We start from the raw sequence: 17919 nt of genomic DNA, 5'->3' as shown, positions 1-17919 counted from the left end.
CCGCGGTGCTCACCCATATCGGCTCAGCGGTCTCCACCCGTCGGGCGTCGACGTGTCCAGCTCTGGCCTCCGCTTCCTCACGCAGCAGTTGCGGCGCCACCGGCGCGCGATCTGCTCCTGGTGGCGGCGTCTGACCGCCGGCCGCCAGGCCCTGCACCCTCGCCCATCTGCGGATGGGACACCCCTATGTCCAGCTCGCCGCCGGATTCGGCGTCGGCACCACGACGGCCTACCGCTACATCACCGAATCGGTCGAGCTGCTGGCCACTCTCGCCCCCAGCCTGGCCGATGCGGTGCGTCGGCGTAGAGGGACAGGGCGCGGGCCGCTCGCGCGTCGGCTACCAGGGCAGCGAGCTCCCGGAACTGGGTCTCATCGACGGTCACGTCTCTGATCGTTCCGTCCTTCGTCTCCCAGACGAACTCGAGGTGCCATTCGGACAGCAGTGCGGTCAGGACCGCGCCGACGTCGGGTTGCAGGTCGGGCCAGACGGTCAGCAGGGCACGCGGGCCCAGACCGGCGCGCACTGCGTTGAGGTTTTCCTTGGTGAGACGGTGCCAGCGTGTGGCGTTTACGATATGGGTTTCCTCCAGGAGCAGGCCTTGTCGCGCCACCAGCACGGAGCACACCGACGCCCAGGAGCCTGCGTCGGCGGCTTTGAGCTTCGGCTAATGCGCATGCATCTCCTGGTCCTCGTGCGCATGCCGTCCGCCGGTGCGCCTGGCCGCGCCGGGGGTGTTCGGGATCGCTCGGTGGTGTTGGCCGAGCACCACCGGACATCGCTGAATACCGCCGAAGCGCCCCCGTCCCACGCCCGTTGCGGCCCGGTCGCCCTGCGGCCTGCGCTCGGAGCGCGGCCGGAACGCGGAACGGGCCCGCCCCGAGGGGCGGGCCCGCACTGCCGTCGATCAGAGCCGGCCCCTCGGGTTCAGCACGATGGCGCCGGAGTCGTTCGCCGGATTGCCCTCGTTGGGCATCGTGTACGCGAAGAACGCCCGGCCGGTGGCGTTCCTGATCACCTCGCCGACGCGGAGGCCGAAGGTGAAGGTGCGGGAGGCGTCCTCCAGGATCGGGGTGTCGACGAAGCAGAGGTAGTCACCCTCGGCGCCCTCCCAGTCGGCGGCCTGGCAGCCCTCGGGGACCGTGGTGGCCGTGGTCCCCGGGGGAAGGTCGACCCAGAAGAAGATCGGCTCGCCGCCGGAGCGCAGCAGGGCGAGCCAGGCGGGGCCGTGGTTGGCGAAGCCGACGTCGACCGACACCGTCTCGCCCTTGCGGGCCCACAGCCGCTCACCGGTCAGATCGAGATCGAAGGTGTTCGTCGTCGGGAAGTCCGTCTCCGCGTACCGGGTGTAGCCCGCGGGGTCGGCGTCCGGCAGCCGCACCAGTTCCAGGTCGGGCCCGGCACCGGCCTGGTAGTCGCCCTCGGCCAGCAGGTCGGCCACCTGGTCGGCGGGCACCGCGCTGAAGGTGTAGGACATCGAGTCGTAGAGCGCGAAGCCGGCCGTCCCGATCGGGAACGGGGCGTTCAGCCCGTAGGCCGCGCCGCCGGCGAACTCGGTGTCGAAGACGCAGAGGGCCGTGGAGCGATCGAGCAGCTTGTCGGGGTCACGCGGGTCGTACCAGCAGTTGCCGTAGGTGCTGGGAAAGGAGAGGCCCCGGGTGCCGGAGATCTGCAGCACGACGCCCTTGCCACCGAGGCCGCCCAGGTTGCGGAAGCCCAGCGGCGCCTGGAAGGTGTCGCCGGCCCGGAAGCCCTCGGGCTCGGTCAGCTGCTTCATCCGCAGCTCGGGGCCGCCGACCAGCACGTCCACCGTGTGCCCGGTGAAGGCCAGGCCCTCGCCCGCGGCCGTGACCTCGATGGTGCCGAAGTCGCCCGCGGCGCTCTCGTCGGTCACGTCGAGTCTGATGCCGCCCAGGTCGTTGTAGTCCTGGCCGGCATAGATCTCGTAGTCGCTGCAGGTCGCGACCAGCCCGTCGACGGAGCAGCCCTGCCCCCCGCCCAGGCGGGAGAAGTCGACGGCGGCGACACCGGCCAGGGAGCTCACGTCCACCGTGACCGTGTAGTCGCCCTGGTGGATCGGATAGATGACTCCGTTCTCGTCCGGCACCGGCTCGCCGGGTGCCCGGAGTCCGAGCTCGATCTGCGGCTCACCCGGCTCGCCCGGCTCACCGGACTCCGGTTGCAGCGACAGGTTCACGCTGTCGGGGCCGGTCACGGAGACCGGCAGCGGTTCCTCCTGGGCACTGGCACTGGCCGGAACAGCGAGCGCCGTACCGGCCAGGGCGGCCAGCGCGAACGCTGAGATGGTGTGCCGCACCGCGGCAAGAGACGTCATGGGACCCCCGTGAGTCGGACATGCGGCGCACCGGATCGGTGACGCCGTATGCATGACCTATGAGCCCGCTGTGAGGTTGCCCTGCTTTTCCGCCGACAACGCGAACGCCGGCAACACCGCCGCGCGACAGCGCCGACACCGACGCCCAACCCCCACGCCCGACAACGCGAACGGGCCCGCCCCCGAGGGGCGGGCCCGTCACGACGCGGAAGCGTCAGGCGTCCCTGGCGGCAGATCCCTGGCAGCACTGCTACGACGTCGTGCCGCGGCCGTCGGCGGCGGTTGCCAGGTAGTCCCTTGAGGCCAGCGCGCTGCATGAGCAGCAGTGACAAGAAGCCCGATCACGACCCACATCGGGGCTCCACCCAGGCCCTTGTATGCCAGTACAGTCCAGTCCTTGCTCTGTCGCATCGGAGTCACTCCACTCCTTCGGTTGGGATCGGCTGCGCTTCTGACTACTTCGTGGCTCTGTCGTACACGGCCCCAGTCACCTCGCCCGCTGCCGTTTCCCGCCAGTGCGCAACCACCTGAACCCACTCCCACGGTCAGATAGAGACACCCAGCGGTCACTCCCTTGTCGACGGCGAAACTCAGCGCCGTTCCGAAGGCCTCCTCGTACGGGTCGCCTTCGGCGTACAGGTAGGGGTTCTTCTCCTGGCCGGAGGGGTCGGGCTGGGTGAAGCGGCCGATGTTGGCGTCGTAGCAGCGGGCCTCGAAGTGGTAGAGGCCGGTAGAGGCCGGTGGGGTCCTGGTAGCCGCAGGCGAAGCGGTAGGGCTGGACGACCGGTTCGTACGACTGGGCCACCAGGCGCACGCCGCGGGGGCTGTACGCGTAGCTGTTGACCTTGTTGCCGTCCGCGTCCGCCAGGGCGACCACGCTGCCGATGGCGTCCGTGAGGTAGAAGTACGTCCTGCCCCCGGTCGTCATGGAGTTCAGCGCGCCCCCACGGCGGGATCTCGGTCGTGGAAGGCCAGTGTTGCTGCCGGTGATCGCCGGGCACCTGCCCATGCTCCGTTCTGTCCGAGCTGTCCGGGGCCACGGCGGCGTGTCCTTGCGGCTTCGGTCCGTCGGGAAGGGTGAATCGATACGGCATTCGGCCGAAGGAACGCCACCACCTGGGACTGAAGGGTCTACAACGTCTGAAGACCGCGAGGAAAGGCGAGTGGGTGCAGGTCGACGACCTCTGGGGCTACGGCCGCTCCCTGGAGTGGACCACCTCCTGCCCTGCGCCCCGGCACGAACTTCATGTGCCGCCGCGCATCCGCTCCGCGTCACCCGCCTTCCTGCACCACCCGAACCTCGCTCAACCGGAGCAGCAGCCGAACGCCGGGCAACGGGACGTCGTCGGCACCGACGATCACAAGGGGGAACCGGGATGAGGGGCGACGGAGAGCACGTGTCGCACGATGATGCGGCGGCACTGGTCAACTCGGTCGAGGGATACCTTCTCGCCCGCGCCCACGAGGAGGACGCACGCCGAGAGGCGGCGGAAATCTGCGCGCGGATGTCCTGGCTGACCAGCGCCCAGGCCGAGGACGTCACCCGTCAATACGTCCGTCAGCGCATGGTCGTCACCCGTCGCATGCTGCAGACGACGGCTGACCGGGCCATTGAACTGCGCGGCGAGTACGAGGCCCGCTATGCCGCCCTGCGCCGTAAGTTGCTCAAACGCCACGTCGCCTGCGCATGCGTCGTCCTCGCCGGTACGAGCGCGGTGGGCTGCCTGGCGGGTGTGCTCGGCCGTTGACCCTCCCTGTAGGAGGTGGAGGCGATGCGCGGCAGGTCCGACAGCAGCCCTCGCGCCAAGTCCCGCAGCGATGCCGGGGTTCGTCCGCGCGAACCGGCTCGCTGTCCGGGACATCACGGCCCCGAATGCCTCCTGCCAGCGGGCAGGTCTACGCTGCCCAGCGGCCACCGCGTGATCGTTGGGTCTTCACACACCGATGATCAGCGGTGGCTGCGGCCTTCCCGCAGCCGGTTCCCCGGCAAGATGGTGTGCACCAGGTCGCGCTGATACCAGGTGCCTGGCGCACCGCCGAGATGAGCCGGGTCGGCGGGGCCGACGGGGACGAACCCCGCTTTGGTCAGAACCCTTTGGGACGCGGCATTCTGGCGGACAGCGGCCGCCCGCAGTGTGCGCAACCGGTACTGGAACGCCGCCAGTTGGCACAGTTCCCGGACGGTTGCGGTCGCCACGCCTCGGCCGGCGACATGCTGCGCGACCCGGTAGCCGACTTCCGCAGTGTGGTCCTCGATGTCGACCAGGTTGAACCTGCCGAGTACCGAGCCTTCCTCGGCGACGAGCACATGGAAGGCGCAGACGCCGGCCTCCTGCTCAGCGAGCAAAGCGTTGTACCGGTCGGTGAACTGGTCGAAGAAGTCATCGCCGCGGTCGGGGACCGAGGCAGCGAAGTAGGCGCGGTTCGCCAATTCGAAGGCCAAGACCGCCGGGGCATGGCCAGCATGCAGCCGCTGCAACTCGGGCATTGCCCGACCTTACCCGGGCGGTCCGGCCAAGGTCACCTGGTTTCCTCCAGCGACGGACAGTCCCAAGCAAGGCACATGGCCGGCGGCTGCCTGTCTCAGAACGTTGAGTACGAGCCGGCCTCGTAGGCAGCTGCACCGTCGAGGCCACGCGAGGTGGCAGCAGCCGGCTTCGGGCCTCACAGCTGTGATCGGAGTTCCTGGTGGACATCGAGGTAGCAACGCAGCCGACAAGGGCAAAGTCAGTGCGGCGGTTGATCAAGTCGGTCAACGACACCCTCAAGGGCGCCAGCTCGACTCGCGGAACACGCCACGGTGGCCGGACCGTCGAGGTCGCCGTCCGCGTCGCCCAGCGCATCCTTGCGATGGCCGCCGCCATCCGGCACAACCGCGAGACCGGCGCGCCGGCCCTGCGGTCACTGACCGCTTTCGAGCACTGATCACATCGGAAGGGCTCGATTAGGACGTGCTCGCGCTCCTGCGGGGCGGGGTGACGGGGACGGTGGCGCGCAGGTGGGCGCTGGTGATGTCCATGATGTCGGCGAGCTGGGAGATCTGCTCGGGACTGAGGATGTCGAGGAAGCCCTGGCGGACGGTGGCGAGGTGGCCCGGGGCGGCGGCTTCGAGGACCCGCTGCCCTTCGTCGGTGAGGATCGCGAGCACTCCGCGCTCGTCCTCGGGGTCGGTCTCGCGGCGCAGGAGGCCGGCCTTTTCGAGTTGGGCGACCTGGTAGGTCATTCCGCTGCGCGAGAAGACCATGCTCTCGGCGAGCTCGGTCATCCGGTGCCGCTGCCCCGGGCTGGCGTGGATGCGGGTGAGGATCTCGTACTGGACGCGGCTGACTCCGCCTGCCTCGCTGAGCTGGGCGTCGACCACCCGGGCGATCAGGCTCGCGGTCACGAGGAAGCCGTTCCAGGCGCGCATCTCGGTTTCGTCCAGCCAGCGGGGCTCGGATTGGGTCATGGCGTCACCCTACCCTTTTGTTTCGAACTCGAAGCACTTGCTTCGAGTTCGAAGCAGGGCTATGGTCGTCGACATCGCTTCGGAGCTTCGAGTTCGAAGCATTCGCATGTCGGGCGTGCTCATTCATACCGGGAGTAGCAGTGAAGATCAGCATCATCGGAGCGGGCAACGTCGGTTCCGTTCTGGCCCGGCGCTTCGCCGGGAACGGACACGAAGTCACCACGGCCGACTCCGCCACCGGCCCGTCCCGGCTCGCCGCCGACATCGAGGCCGCCGACGTCACGGTGCTGGCCGTGCCCTTCGACGCGGTCGCGCGACTGGACCCGCGGGTGAAGCGCGCCCTGTCCGGCAAGATCGTCGTCGACGCCACCAACCCCCTGGCAGCCGATTTCATGTCGCTGACCGTGGGCCACACCACCTCGGGCGGCGAGCAGAACGCCGCGACACTGCCCGGCGCTCGCGTGGTCAAGGCATTCAACACAGCCATGGCCACCACCATGGAGACCGGCCGGATCGGCGGCTCCCCGCTTTTGCTGCCCGTCGCCGCAGACGACGACGAAGCCAGGAAGACCGTCCTCCAGCTCGCCGCCGAGCTGGGCTTCGATGCCGTCGATGCGGGCCCGCTGAGCAACGCCCGTTACACCGAACCCGCCGTCGAGCTGCTGATCCAGCTCGCTTTCGGTCAGGGCCTCGGTCCGGGCATCGGATACGTGCTGGCCCGCGCCTGACCCGGTACGCACCGAGACGGGCAGCGGACCTTCAACCACCCGCGCGCCGATGCCTGATACGGGCAGCTTCTTGAACACGCCTTACAGCCGACAGCTGTCCAGGACGGCCACTCCATGACCGGCTCAGGCGCGCGTCATGAGCGTGATGGTACCGATCGCCCCGCTGATTGATGCGCTTCAATCAGGTCGGCGGACGGCACTCGCCTACTCCCTGCGGGTCGTCACGTCGACTGGGCCGTCTCGGTCGACTCCACGATCGTGCGGGCCCACCAACACGCGGCCGGAGCCCGCAAGAAGGGCCCCGGCTGGCGAACCCGGTGACCACGCCCTCGGCCGCTCCCGCGGCGGACTGACCACACAGATCCACCTCGCCGCCGACGACCGCTGCCGGCCACTGGCCTTCCACCTCACCGCCGGACAGGCCGGTGACGCACCCGCCTTCACCGACCTGTCACGCGAGCCCGGCGGGCGAGTGCAACTTGCTGCCCCGTTCTTCGTCGGTGTCAGGTTCCGGTGCAGCTGAGGCGGGGCACCGTGGGACGTCGGTGCCCCGCCTCAGCGGTCAGGGGAGGGGGGTGTCACCCCGCGGCCAGCGGCGTGACAGCGACTTGGTCGATCACTGGTGCGTAGGGGGAGCGCTGGTCGTACTGGTTGTAGGTGTCGCCGTTGAAGTCCGGCAGTTCCTCGGCTGTGAAGGTGAGACGGTTCGTGCCCTCCTTGAGTGTGACCGGCACGGTCAGCTGCCAGAAGTTGTTGAAGTGGAAGGTGGTCGGGAACAGGATGCGGCGGGCCGCTTCTCCGTTGACGGACAGGTCTGCGTGGCGGGCGACGGGGTCGGGGTTGTAGTGGGTGGCGGGTGCTTGTTCGGCGTTGGAGTAGCGGATGGTGAGTGCGTGCCGACCGGTCTTGGTGGCCGTCACGTCGAGTGTGAGGGCGTTGCTCTTCCCGTCGCCGATGCTCGTGACGGCCTTGCCGCCGTTGGCGAAGGTGTAGTCGTCGGTGGTCTTGGCGGCGCCGGAGAGCGATCCGTTCTCGGCCTGGTAGGTGTTGGGCGTGAGTGCACCTCGTGACGGGGCGACGCGCAGCCGGTCGAGGATCAGCCCGTCGGAGGTGCCGGTCAAGGTGATCTTGTTGATGCCGCCGGAGAGGAACAGCTTGACTTCGTGCGTGCCCTTCTGAGCACCCCCGATCGTGGGCAGGTCGAGCTTCTCGCCGTTGAGGGCGAGAGTTGCCCCGCCGCCGCCCAGGTGATCGACGGAAATGGTGGATTCTCCGTCGGTGGCGGAGTGGATCCAGAAGGTCGTGGAGGCGCCGTTGGCCAGCGTCACCGTGCCGGGGCCGGACACGCCGGAGCGGGTGTAGGAGGGCTGGGTCCTAGTGAGCGCGGCGTACTCGGCTTCGTAGATCGCAGGCTGCGTGACGAGACTGTCGCGCAGACTGAGGTCGATCTTGTCGATGATCGCGTCGCCCTTGGTGACACCCAGGTCGGAGTCCTGCGCGGCGAGCGTGATCCGGTGCTTGCCGGCGGTGAGCCGGACCGTCGTGTCAGTGTGGCCCCACACCACCCACTTGTAGCCCAGCGGCAGCCGCAGCTCCTGCGGGTTCTTGCCGTCGACGCGCAGGAAGACGTTGGTCGGCCCCTGCTCTTTCACCAGGTCGTACAGGTTGTAGGAGTTGGCAAAGACGCTCAGGTCGTAGGTGCCGTCCTTGGGAACGTCGACGTCGAAGGCGAGGACCCCGTCGGAGCCGGTGCGCAGACCGCCCACGTTGTAGGTGCCGGAGGTGGCGAACTTGCCGACGTCCGAGGGCGTGCCCTCCGGTCCGTTCTTGGAATAGCCCGAGCCGGTGTACGCGGCGTTTTCCGCCTCGTACGACTTGCGCCAGCTCACCGAGGGCGAAGCCGGCACGCCACCGCCGCCGCCGGGGGAGAGGATGACCTGGTAGGCGGACATGTCGTTCATGCCCCGCATCGGCAGGGTCACGGTGCCGTCCGCGCCGACGTCGACCTTCTGGTCGGCCAGCCGCAGTGGCTGTGCCGAGCCGCCGACCTGGCCGGTCCAGGGAATCTCCTGCACCGTGACGTGCACGGTCTTCCCGAACAGTCCAGTGTCGACGTTGCGGAAGACGACGTCCGCGTCGCCGCTCTTGCCGCCGAAGAGGGCCCGGGACTGCTTCTTGTCCTTGTCGAGGGTGGCCACGCCTTGGAGGGTGTACTGCACGTTCGGATGCGGTGCGGTCACCTGCACTGTGTGTCCGGACATGTGGCCGTAGGCGTTGAACAGCCACCATTGGCCGTTGCCCTTGTTGGCCTCCACGGCGGAGTCGTTGAGGTTGCCGTCGATGTTCCAGTACGCCAGGTCGGCGTCGATCTTCGACTCCTCGATGGCGGAGACCCACTGGATGACCTGGCCGGGCACCGACAGGTGGTAGTTGTGTCCGTACTCGTTGACGTTGATCGGCAGCGGGCCGATCCCGATCTCCTTCTCCCATACCCGGTACTTGGCCACACTCGTGCGGACGGCGGCGGGCGAGGACAGCTCGTGCCAGGTCATCACGTCAGGGACGACGTTGTTGTCCTTGGCGTACTGGAGGAAGCCCTTGTTCTGGTCGAACAGGAGGGACGTATTGGGGCCTGCGATCCGGGCGCCCGGGTCGAGGCTCTTGATCAGGTGGTAGACCTCCTTCCAGGCCGCGAAGAAGTACTGGGGGTCGTCCAGCCAGGACACCTTGTTGTAGGACCATGTGCCCGTACCGAACATGTTCCCTTCGGGTTCATTGAAGGGGACGTAGACGACGTGGCCCTTGTAGTCGCCGATCGTCTTGACCTGGGCGACCTGCTTCTTGATCTTCTCCTTGAAGTCCGCGAGCCGGGCGGGACCGTTGTCGCCCGGCCACTGGTAGGGGAAGCCGCGATAGATGTCCGTCATGTAGATGTAGACATCCTTGCCGCCTGAGTCCACGAAGGGCGGCAGCATCTCCAGGGCGTCCGCGCCCGGGTGCTGCGGTCCGTCCTGCGCTTTCGTGGACACCGTGCGCAGCTTCATGCCTTCGATGAGGTTGCGGCTCGGCACGCCGTCCCCGTAGACGCCGTAAAGGGAGCCGGAGGCGCCGCCGTGGAAGGCGCCGGTGTTGGTGGCGAGGTCGATGACGAGTCGTTCCGGTTCCGCGGCACTGGCCGTTCCGGTCGAGGGGCCGGCGAGCAAGGCGGCCAGGACCGACACGGCCGCAGCACCGGCAGCCGTCGTTCTTGATCTTCGCACTGAGCTCTCCAGAGGTATGCGCTGACTGGGATGATTCCGAACCGGTTCGACGCACCGTCGCTGAAGGTGGCGCGGCCTCCGCGGGAAGGCGCGTGAAGTTCCTGTTGCGAGTGTTGCGGGGACTGCGGCAAGGACGCGGACTCCTGGGCAGCCAGGGCTCAGCCAGCTGCGGTCGAATCGGTTCGACGGAAGCTAGCACCGCCGAAACTGGTCAGCAATACTCGCGACACAACAAGTCGCCTCAGGAACGGCGGGAGTCGAGGCCGTTACGGGACGCTCTGGCAAAGGTGTTGACAGCCGCGCAGGCCCTTCCTACCGTCCTCGTAGCGAACCGGTTCGACAGCCGATCGCCGTTCCCATTCATCTCCGTTCTCATGTGACTCGGTGCGACTGCTCTCCATGGCAGCGAACCAGTTCGGCTAGGAGTGTCGCCGTGAACATCGGTGAGATCGCCAAGCGTGCCGGTGTTTCACGGAGCACCGTTTCCTACGCCCTCAGTGGCAAGCGCACCGTCTCGGAGGAGACCCGCCGGAAGATCCAGAGGGTCATCGATGAGATGGGGTACCGGCCCAACGCGAGCGCGCGAGCTCTCGCCAACGGCCGGACCAGCACGATCGGCCTGGTGTTCCCGCCGGCCGGCAACCACTACACCGGGATGCAGTTGGACTTCATCGGCAGCGTGGTGGAGGCTGCCACGGCGCACGACTACGACGTCCTGATGTCACCGAGCGGCGTGGACAGCGACCGCTCGTTCCAGCGGCTGCTGGGCGAGCGGCGGGTGGACGGAGCCATCCTGATGGAGATCAGGCTGGAGGACGACCGCGTTGATCACATGACCGCGCTGGACTTTCCGTGCGTCGCCATCGGCCGTACTGCGCGACCGGAGGACGGCTGGTGGGTCGGTCTGGATCACACCGGTCTGGTGAAGTCCTGCGTGCATCATCTCGCCGACCTGGGTCACCGCACGATCGCCTTCGTCAACCGGCCGGATCACATGCTGCGGGCGGGATACGAGTCCGCACACCGAGGGCTGGAGGGGTTCACCAAGGCGGCTGCCGAGCGCGGGCTGACCGTGCGGACGTACTGCTGCGGGGACGACGCGGCGTCGGGCGAGGCGTGCATTGAGCAGATCCTCCGGGACGACCCGACCACAACGGCCGTGGTGACGCTGAACGAGGCTGCCCTGGGCGGCATCTACCGGGGACTCGCGCAGGCGGGCCGTCATGTGCCGCACGATTTCTCCGTCACCGGAGTGGTGGCCAGCCGATGGGCGGAAACGGTGACTCCTCAGCTCACCGCAGCGGATGTGCCGGCGGAGGAGATGGGCCGACGCGCTGTCGAACTACTCGTGGAACGCCTCGATCACCCCGGCGCGGCCCCCCGGCACCACCTCCTCGCCCCACCCATCTCCCTGCGGTCCAGCACGGGACCCGCGACCCCGACTTCCTTTGCCGGTTTCGCCCCGTAGTCCTGCATGCCGACATCGGTCCTCGGCCCGCATCACCCCCCCCCGCAGCGCCACGAGCCTGTTGCCATTGGCGCGCCGACGTTCCCTCGCACGTCCGCACGATCTCTCACGCACATTTGCTCCAAGAACTAAGGAATCCGCAATGCGCAACATGTCGAGGAGCCGTCTCATCGCGACGGCCGCTCTGCTGACCGTCGTCTCCGTGACCGGTACCGCCTGTTCCTCGGACTCGGGCAGCACGAGTGCCGGGGATGACAGCGGTACCTACACCGTCTGGGACCCCTACCCGCAGTTCGACAAGTCGTCCGACTGGGCCAAGCTCCTCGACGACTGCGGCACTGAGGCCGGCGTGAAGATCAAGAGAACGGCCTACGACACGAGCGACCTGTCCAACAAGGCGCTGCTGGCGGCGCAGCAGGACAACTCCGCGGACGTACTCATAGTCGACAACCCGGTGGTGTCGACTCTGGCCGAAGCTGGTGTTCTCACCACGACCGACGAGAACAAGCTGGACACCTCCGCGGTGGACGCCAACCTGCTTGCGGCCGGCCAGTCGGAGGGGAAGACCTACGGCACGCCGATCGGCGCCAACACCCTGGCCCTCTACTACAACAAGGGCGTGCTCGAGCAGGCTGGGGTGGACATCTCATCGGTCAAGGACTGGAAGTCGCTGACCGCGGCCCTGGAGAAGGTCACGAAGGCCGGCAAGAAGGGCATCACGTTCTCCGCCATCGGCACGGAAGAAGGCAGCTTCCAGTTCCTGCCGTGGTTCTGGGGCTCGGGCGCCGAGTTGACCGACCTCGGCTCCGACCGGGCAGTGTCCGCGCTCTCCCTGTGGCGGGACTGGCTGGAGAAGGGCTTCGCCCCGAACTCGGTCATCAACAACACCCAGACGACCAGCTGGCAGGAGTTCGCTAGCGGCGACTACGCCTTCGCGGAGAACGGCACATGGCAGCTTGCCAACGCCGAGAAGGTGGGATTCGACTACGGTGTGCTGCCCATTCCCGGTGTCAACGGTGGTAGCGCCGCGGCCCCGACCGGGGGTGAGTTCGTCACCGTCCCGGTACAGGGTGACACCGGCCGCTACGCCACTTCGCGGAAACTGGTCTCCTGCCTGACCAGTACGAAGAACCTCTACTCCACCGCCACCACCCTGTCGTACGTGGCGCCGACCGGCGACGTACAGGGCCGGCAGGTGGCGCAGGACCCCGGGTTGAAGCCCTGGGTCGACGCGGTGAAGGCTGCCAAGGGACGCACCAGTGACGATCTGGGCACTCGTTACCCCACGATATCCGAGCAGCTGTGGAAGGCCGTTCAGTCCGCTCTCAGCGGTGCCCAGTCGCCCAAGGACGCACTGGCCAAGGCTCAGTCCGCCGTCAAGTAGCCGGGAAGCGCGGGCCGTAAGATGAATCAAACGACGCAGCTGCCGGACCGCCGGCCTGCGCGTGCCGGGAGCGGGGCGACCGTGATCACCCCGCCCCCCGTGCGCACGCGAGCACGGCGTGGCCCGTCCTCTCAGCAATGGGCCGCCTGGGGCTTTCTCACCCCGGTGACGCTCTATCTCGTCCTCTTCTACGCCTACCCGCTGTGGCGCAACATCGACCTGAGCCTGCGGAACTACACCGTCCGTTCCTTTGTCCATGGCGATGCGCCGTTCACCGGCCTGGAGAACTACCTCACCGTCCTCGACGATCCGGTCTTCGCCCAAGCTCTGCTGCACACCGCGGTGTTCACCGTCGCGTGCCTCGTCTTCCAGTACGCCTTCGGCCTGGTTCTGGCGGTCTTCTTCAAGCAGCACTTCCCTCTGTCGGCGACCCTGCGCGCCCTGTTCCTCGTGCCATGGCTGCTGCCGCTCATCGTGTCGGCCTCCACCTGGTCGTGGATGCTCAACAGCGACTCCGGCATCGTCAACGCGGCCCTGCACGCGGTCGGCATCGATCCGGTGAACTGGCTGACCTCTCCGTCGTGGTCGCTCATCTCGGTGATCATCGCCAACATCTGGATCGGCGTGCCGTTCAACCTGGTCGTCCTCTACAGCGGCCTGCAGTCCATCCCGACCGCCCTGTACGAGGCAGCGGCCCTGGACGGAGCGAACGCCTGGCAGCGGTTCTGGCGCATCACCTTCCCCCTGCTGCGTCCGGTGTCCGCGATCACGCTGCTTCTGGGCCTGGTCTACACGCTCAAGGTCTTCGACATCATCTGGATCATGACCAAGGGCGGGCCGGCCGATTCGTCCACCACCTTCGCCACATGGTCCTACCAGCTTGGCTTCGGCAACGCCCTGCCCGCCTTCGGACCGGGGGCGGCCGTCGGAAACCTCCTCGTCGTCGCCGCCCTGGTCTTCGGTCTGATCTACCTGAAGGTCCAGCGAAAGCAGAACGCCTCATGACCGTCGTGTCCACGTCCCGACCGCGCCCGAGCCGCTGGTGGAAGACGGCCACAGGCACCGCGCTCACGGCGGTGATGCTCTTCCCGGTCTACTGGATGCTCAACGTGTCCTTCACCCGCGACCAGGACATGCGCAAGAACCCGCCGGACCTCTTCCCCACGCGGGGCACGCTGAGCGGCTACCGCATGGTCCTCGACGAGCAGTTGCCCTACCTCGGCACCAGCCTCCTCGTCGGCCTGAGTACCGTCGCCCTGACGATAACCCTCGCCGCACCCGCCGGATACGCCCTGGCCAAACTCCACCCCCGAGGCGGCGGCGTCCTCAGCTTCGCACTGCTGGCCGCGCAGATGATCCCCGGCATCATCATGGCGATGGGTTTCTACGCCATCTATCTCCAACTCGGCCTGCTCCAGTCCGTGCCCGGCCTGATCGTTGCCGACTCCACCCTGGCCGTGCCCTTCGCGGTACTCATCTTCACGGCCTTCATGTCCGGCATACCGAAGGAACTGATCCAGGCCGCCACCATGGACGGAGCCGGAACCCTGCGCACCTTCTGGTCCGTCATCCTGCCGATCAGCCGCAACTCCGTCGTCACGGTGTCCCTGTTCGCGTTCCTGTGGTCCTGGTCGGACTTCATCTTCGCCAGCACCCTCGTCAACGGCGGCACTCACGAACCGATCACCCTCGGCATCTATCACTACATCGGCAACAACAACCAGGAATGGAACGCCATCATGGCCACCGCCGTCGTGGCCTCCCTGCCGGCCGCCGTCATCCTCGTGCTCGCCCAGCGCTACGTCGCCGCGGGCGTCACCGCCGGCGCCGTCAAGGACTGACCTCCCCGGCACAACTCTCCCTTCGCCACATGACGACATCGAGGAAACGAGTTCCCACCCCATGACCGCCCCCCGTTCCGGCACGTCCTTCTCCGTCCACGACATTCCGTTCAGCACCTACGGATCCTGGTTCGACATCTCACCCGTGGTGGCGGAGAACACCTATGCCGAGGACCTTCACCTCGTTTCGCACCAGACCGGCATGCACGCGGTCCTGCGCCTGATTCCGCTGAACCCGGCGACCGGCGAGCGCGTCGACACGCGAATCGAGGCGAAACCGGACCTGCTCAGCTGGATCAGCACGGCCGGACGGATCGACCTCGCTTACGAGACGCCGGACACCGTACGACTGCGGGGACACGGCCTGGGCCTCGGCATTGCCGCAGCCGAGCAGGCCCTGACCCCGTTCAGCGGCACCTACTTCTACCGGGAGCCGCAAACCGAAGCACATGTTTTCACCTCCTACGAGACCGGGCGGCGCTACCGGATCACGCTCCTTTCCGGGGTCCTGGCAGAAGCAACTGGCGCCCAGGCTCTGGGGGCCGCTGATCGCGGTGTGGCCATCGGCACCGACGGCGACGGACACTGGGAGATCGCGGTCGAGGAGTACGAGACCGCTCGCCGCCCTTACGCGCCCTCCACGTCATTCGACGGGATCGTCGAAGCGGCACAGACCGCCTTCACCGCCTTCACCGACGACGTAGCGCCGTGGCGCTCCACCGGGACTTCCGCCGCGGAACTCGCCGCCTACGTGGTGTGGTCTGCGACCGTGCGCCCGGCGGGCTTCCTGACCCGACCGGCGGTGCTGATGTCGAAGCACTGGATGGACAAGGTGTGGAGCTGGGACCACTGCTTCAATGCCCTTGCCCTGGCCCCAGGACACCCCGGACTGGCCTGGGACCAATTCTTCCTGCCCTTCGACCACCAGGACGAAAGCGGGGCCCTGCCGGACTCGATCACCCACTCCGAGATCCTGCACAACTTCGTGAAGCCCCCCATCCACGGCTGGGCCTTCGGACACCTGCGCCGACGGCTCCCCACCCCGCTCACCCGGTCGCAACTGACCGACGCCTACGCCCGGCTCTCACACTGGACCGACTTCTGGCTCACGGCACGCCGTGCACCCGGTGCTGTCCTGCCCCACTATCAGCACGGCAATGACAGCGGCTGGGACAACGCCACCACATTCGACCCCGAACGTGTCGTCGTCACCGCCGACCTGGCGGCCTTCCTCATCCTGCAGCTGCGCGAACTGGCAGAACTCGCCGCCGAACTGGGGCTTGAAGCCGACGCGCACCGATGGGCACGGACGGCCGGTACCATCCAAGCGGCCACCTTCGCAGAGCTGTGGACGGGGGAGAGGTTCGCCACCCGTGCCGCCGACGGCACCGACACCTGGACCAGTGCCAGCCTTCTCGACCTGATGCCGATCGTGCTGGGCGAGTACCTGCCCGACGACATCAGTGCCCTACTGGCCGGAAGGATTCAGTCCCATCTGACCCCCCACGGTCTGGCCACCGAACAGCCCGCTTCACCGCACTACCTCTCGGACGGCTACTGGCGTGGTCCCGTATGGGCCCCGTCCACCGTGCTGATCGAGGACGGCTTGCGCCGTGCCGGGCATCACCGCCTCGCGGACGACATCAGCGCCCGGTTCCGTGCTCTGTGCGAGGTGTCCGGTTTCGCGGAGAACTTCGACGCCCTCACGGGCACGGGCCTGCGTGACCGCGCGTACACTTGGACCGCGAGCAGCTACCTCCTGCTGGCCGAAGCACACGAACGGCGCCGCGCCGAGTCGGCACGGAGGGCGGGGGTGTGACCAGCCATCATGGCTGAACGTGTTCAGGCTGTAGCGGTTGTGCGCTCCGGGTCGGACGGCGCGGCTGTCCTACTCCATGTCTCGTGTGGGCGGCCGTCTTGGGGTAATGATGCGTCGTGGCGGGTGCCGGCCGTGAAAATGGGCATCGTGCACGCCCACGCGCACCACTGTGAACTCAAGCACGCTGCAGTCTGCGAGGTCTCATCGCTCACCGGGACGAACTCGTCAGACGGGGCGGTCGGCGGCGATGGAAAGGTTTTTGAGGCGTAGGTGGTGCCGTCGAAGTTCGGCAGTTCCTCTGAGCGGAGGGTGAGCTTGTTCTCTCCCTTCTTGAGCTGCACCGGGACGGTCAGCCCCCAGAAGTCGTTGTGGTGGAAGGTGTGCGGGAAGCCGACGTGCCGCGGCTCGCCGCCGTTGACGGTGAGGTCGGCATGGCGGGCCAGCGGGTCCGGGTTGTAGTGGGTGGCCGGGGACTGTTCGGGGTTGGAGTAGCGAAAACGCAGCGCGTACAGGCCTGCCTTGCCCGCGGCGACGGTGAACGTGGCCGTGTTGCCGTTGCCGGGTCACCGCCGATGCCGGTGATCGCGTTGCCGTCCGTGGCCAGCGACAACGGGCTGAGCTTGGCCGAACCGGCGAGGATGGAGTCCTGCGCCTCGTACGTACTCGTCGTGAGGGTTCCCTCGGTCGGGGCAACCGTCAGGCGGTCAACGAGGGTGGTCGAGCAACCCCCCGTCACCGTCACCTTGTTGACGCCGCCGGACAGGGATGCGCGACGCTGTTCCCGCCCCTGTGCAGGCGCAGGACGCTCTGGTCGTTGACGGAGACGAGGGCTCCCGTGCCGCCGAGGGTGCCGATCTTGAGAGTGGCTTCGCGATCGGCCGGGGAGTAGACTCAGAAGGTAGCGGTCCCCTTCTTCGGGAGTCGGACAGTGTCCGAGCAACAACGTGAGGTTGGCCGCTCCAGTCCGTGACTCCGCAGTGACAGCGCACCGCAGGATACGGGACCGGCTGCAGCGACGGCGTTAGGGCGGGAACGGGATCGCCGCCACAGCCGGTCTGCGTCATCAGGTGCCCCACCCCCGTGCGTGCAGTCGCCAAACCACCCTTACCGGCATTCCTGCGTCCGGCCCGCGTTGGCAGCAATTGTCCTGGGCATACAGTGCCCTGGTGGTGCGTGAGAGACGCATTCTGTCTGCGCTGGTACCTTCGATGTATGGGTTATCTCGAGGTGCGGCAGCTTCGATCTTCGTCGCGGTCGCGGAGGAACTGCACTTCGGGCGCGCCGCCGGCCGATTGGGCATGAAGGCAGGCTGAGCGCGGCGGCCGCCGGATGGCTGCTCTCTTTGCCGCAGCCACCTCGGTGACGTCGGCTATCCTGCCGCAGCAAAGTGCCCTCGCCGGCGGCCTCGGAAAACCGCCACCGCCCGCCCGCACCCGCAGTCTCCCCGTCTTGACGCCACCGTCATACCGGTCGCCGCCCGGCCCGACGGTGCTCTGTACCTGCCGAAGGACGCCCGCACAGGTGGACGGGGCGCTGGGCATCTCCCGACGGATGCGGAGGCCGACACGGTGCGGTCTCCCTGCTCTGCGCCCGTGCGGCGCCGGTCCCCGATGGTGGCAACCGTGCCGGCAAAGCCG

At 67.7% G+C, this 17919-nt stretch carries 14 protein-coding genes and 3 pseudogenes; 11 read left to right on the top strand and 6 right to left on the bottom strand.

Features of this window, described 5'->3' with window-relative positions; translation table 11 throughout:
* Nucleotides 1-52 precede the first annotated feature (52 nt).
* Nucleotides 53-299, top strand: a pseudogene (locus ABZY13_RS25785) (transposase family protein); the annotation flags it as partial.
* Here ABZY13_RS25785 and ABZY13_RS25780 read toward each other — a convergent pair.
* From ABZY13_RS25780 to ABZY13_RS25770, 3 genes and pseudogenes are all read right to left on the bottom strand, one after another.
* Nucleotides 241-618, bottom strand: coding sequence for a hypothetical protein (locus ABZY13_RS25780; RefSeq protein ID WP_356634800.1), 378 nt, complete (start codon nucleotides 616-618; stop codon nucleotides 241-243). The pseudogene ABZY13_RS25785 and the gene ABZY13_RS25780 overlap by 59 nt on opposite strands.
* Before the next feature lie 288 nt (nucleotides 619-906).
* On the bottom strand, nucleotides 907-2334 hold the full coding sequence (locus ABZY13_RS25775; protein ID WP_356634714.1) for a hypothetical protein: 1428 nt from the start codon (nucleotides 2332-2334) through the stop codon (nucleotides 907-909).
* Between the two features lie 618 nt (nucleotides 2335-2952).
* Nucleotides 2953-3280, bottom strand: a pseudogene (locus ABZY13_RS25770) (RHS repeat-associated core domain-containing protein); the annotation flags it as partial.
* A 221-nt stretch (nucleotides 3281-3501) separates the two neighbouring features.
* On the opposite strand from ABZY13_RS25770, the gene ABZY13_RS25765 reads away from it, so the two are divergent.
* Complete coding sequence (locus ABZY13_RS25765) at nucleotides 3502-3714, top strand: hypothetical protein (protein WP_356634712.1); 213 nt, start codon at nucleotides 3502-3504, stop codon at nucleotides 3712-3714.
* A gap of 17 nt (nucleotides 3715-3731) precedes the next feature.
* Nucleotides 3732-4082 carry a hypothetical protein gene (locus ABZY13_RS25760; RefSeq protein ID WP_356634710.1) on the top strand — a complete coding sequence of 117 codons (351 nt, stop codon included), beginning with the start codon at nucleotides 3732-3734 and terminating at the stop codon, nucleotides 4080-4082.
* 200 nt (nucleotides 4083-4282) lie between these two features.
* Here ABZY13_RS25760 and ABZY13_RS25755 read toward each other — a convergent pair whose 3' ends face one another.
* A complete protein-coding gene (locus ABZY13_RS25755) occupies nucleotides 4283-4822 on the bottom strand; it encodes a GNAT family N-acetyltransferase (protein ID WP_356634708.1) in 540 nt (179 codons plus the stop codon).
* 200 nt (nucleotides 4823-5022) lie between these two features.
* On the opposite strand from ABZY13_RS25755, the gene ABZY13_RS25750 reads away from it, so the two are divergent.
* Nucleotides 5023-5259, top strand: coding sequence for a hypothetical protein (locus ABZY13_RS25750; protein WP_356634706.1), 237 nt, complete (start codon nucleotides 5023-5025; stop codon nucleotides 5257-5259).
* A gap of 19 nt (nucleotides 5260-5278) precedes the next feature.
* Here ABZY13_RS25750 and ABZY13_RS25745 read toward each other — a convergent pair whose 3' ends face one another.
* A complete protein-coding gene (locus ABZY13_RS25745) occupies nucleotides 5279-5782 on the bottom strand; it encodes a MarR family transcriptional regulator (protein WP_356634704.1) in 504 nt (167 codons plus the stop codon).
* 140 nt (nucleotides 5783-5922) lie between these two features.
* Between ABZY13_RS25745 and ABZY13_RS25740 the strand changes: the two genes are divergently transcribed.
* Together ABZY13_RS25740 and ABZY13_RS25735 are read left to right on the top strand one after the other, a co-directional pair.
* Nucleotides 5923-6510 (top strand): NADPH-dependent F420 reductase, encoded by a 588-nt coding sequence (locus ABZY13_RS25740; protein WP_356634702.1) that lies wholly within the window; start codon nucleotides 5923-5925, stop codon nucleotides 6508-6510.
* A gap of 225 nt (nucleotides 6511-6735) precedes the next feature.
* Nucleotides 6736-6940 (top strand): annotated as a pseudogene (locus ABZY13_RS25735) (IS5/IS1182 family transposase); the annotation flags it as partial.
* A gap of 148 nt (nucleotides 6941-7088) precedes the next feature.
* On the opposite strand, the gene ABZY13_RS25730 reads toward ABZY13_RS25735, so the two are convergent.
* Nucleotides 7089-9731, bottom strand: coding sequence for a cellulosome protein (locus ABZY13_RS25730; RefSeq protein ID WP_356634700.1), 2643 nt, complete (start codon nucleotides 9729-9731; stop codon nucleotides 7089-7091).
* Between the two features lie 472 nt (nucleotides 9732-10203).
* On the opposite strand from ABZY13_RS25730, the gene ABZY13_RS25725 reads away from it, so the two are divergent.
* The 5 genes from ABZY13_RS25725 (at nucleotide 10204) to ABZY13_RS25705 (ending at nucleotide 16282) form a co-directional block, all read left to right on the top strand.
* Nucleotides 10204-11238, top strand: coding sequence for a LacI family DNA-binding transcriptional regulator (locus tag ABZY13_RS25725; RefSeq protein ID WP_356634698.1), 1035 nt, complete (start codon nucleotides 10204-10206; stop codon nucleotides 11236-11238).
* Nucleotides 11239-11380: 142 nt separating this feature from the next.
* Nucleotides 11381-12622, top strand: coding sequence for an extracellular solute-binding protein (locus ABZY13_RS25720; protein WP_356634696.1), 1242 nt, complete (start codon nucleotides 11381-11383; stop codon nucleotides 12620-12622).
* A 21-nt stretch (nucleotides 12623-12643) separates the two neighbouring features.
* A complete protein-coding gene (locus ABZY13_RS25715) occupies nucleotides 12644-13627 on the top strand; it encodes a sugar ABC transporter permease (protein ID WP_356634694.1) in 984 nt (327 codons plus the stop codon).
* Nucleotides 13624-14463, top strand: coding sequence for a carbohydrate ABC transporter permease (locus tag ABZY13_RS25710; RefSeq protein WP_356634692.1), 840 nt, complete (start codon nucleotides 13624-13626; stop codon nucleotides 14461-14463). The genes ABZY13_RS25715 and ABZY13_RS25710 overlap by 4 nt, the downstream gene beginning before the upstream one ends.
* A gap of 61 nt (nucleotides 14464-14524) precedes the next feature.
* Nucleotides 14525-16282, top strand: coding sequence for a trehalase family glycosidase (locus tag ABZY13_RS25705; protein WP_356634690.1), 1758 nt, complete (start codon nucleotides 14525-14527; stop codon nucleotides 16280-16282).
* Nucleotides 16283-17919: the final 1637 nt, after the last annotated feature.

This window comes from Streptomyces sp. NPDC006610 (genome assembly GCF_040611575.1).
GTDB lineage: Bacteria > Actinomycetota > Actinomycetes > Streptomycetales > Streptomycetaceae > Streptomyces.
Note: the sequence above shows the minus strand (reverse complement) of the source record. Positions and strands in the feature narration are given on the sequence as shown.